The organism is Photobacterium alginatilyticum (assembly GCF_009910675.1).
Classification (GTDB): Bacteria; Pseudomonadota; Gammaproteobacteria; order Enterobacterales; family Vibrionaceae; genus Photobacterium; species Photobacterium alginatilyticum.
Window position 1 is genome coordinate 1 of sequence record NZ_RSEJ01000113.1, and the last position, 1,285, is coordinate 1,285.

Below are 1,285 nucleotides of genomic sequence, written 5' to 3' on the forward strand. Positions count from 1 at the left end.
TCCTGCCTGAAAATGGCCGTGCTTCCTTTGCTGTTTGATACGTTCCGTGAGCGTCACCTGGATAAAAAGACGGCACGTGCAGAGAAATTCCAGGCGTTTGTTGAGCAGGGTGGTGAAAGCCTGCTTCACCAGGCGGCCTTCGATGCGCTTCATGCTGAGCTGAAGAAAGAAGATGATTCCGTGTGGGGTTGGCCGGTCTTCCCTGAAGAGTACCGCCACTTTGATAACCCTGCCGTGCAGATATTTATCAAGAAGAACTATGCCAAAGTACAACTGTTCATGTACTTGCAGTGGATTGCTGATACCCAGCTGGCCGAAGTCAACGTGCTGGCCGAAGAAAAGGGCATGGCCATGGGGCTTTACCGCGATCTGGCTGTGGGTGTCTGTGATTCAGGCTCTGAAACCTGGGCCGATCACGGTGCGCTGTGTCCGGACGTCAGCGTGGGCGCGCCACCCGATATTCTTGGCCCTCTGGGTCAGAACTGGGGACTGCCGCCGCTTAACCCGGAAGTGCTGAAAGAAAGAGCCTATGATCCGTATGTTCAGCTGATCCGCGCCAATATGCGCAGCTGTGGTGCACTTCGCATTGACCATGTTCTGGGCTTGTTGCGCCTGTGGTGGATCCCGAAAGGTGAGGGTGCCAAAGACGGTGCTTACATGTACTACCCGGTAGAAGACATGATGGCGATCCTTGCGCTGGAAAGTCACCGTCACCAGTGTACGGTGATCGGTGAAGATTTGGGTACCGTGCCTGACGAGATTGTCGAGAAGCTATCGACGGCGGGTATTCACTCCTACAAGGTGTTCTTCTTCGAAACAGCAGAAGATGGTGGTTTCTACTCGCCATCGCATTATCCGCAGCAATCCATGGCGGCGCTGTGTACCCATGATATGCCGACCTTACGTGGCTTCTGGCATTGTGATGACCTTAAGATGGGTGAAGAGCTGGGTTTGTATCCTGACAAGGAACARCTGGCCGGCCTGTTTGACAGCCGTGCGGAGAGCAAGCAAAAAATTCTTGATAGTTTAGCCTGGCATGGTTATCTTCCWGAAGGYGTTGGGCAAGATGCTGCATATGTCCCAATGGACCGATACCTAAGCGAAGGCATGCAATTGCACCTGGCAGCAAGCTCGAGTGCACTGTTGAGCCTTCAGCTGGAAGACTGGTTAGAAATGGACCWGCCAGTCAATATTCCGGGAACCGTCGATGAGTATCCAAACTGGCGCCGTAAGCTTTCAACAACGTTGGATGATATCTTTACTCGCCAGAATATTATTGACTTAA

At 52.7% G+C, this 1,285-nt stretch carries 1 protein-coding gene; it reads left to right on the forward strand.

Annotation, left to right across the window (positions count from 1 at the left end):
* Nucleotides 1-1,285, forward strand: a 1,285-nt coding sequence (gene malQ, locus EIZ48_RS28230; protein WP_160658711.1) for a 4-alpha-glucanotransferase, incomplete at both ends; no start/stop codon positions are given.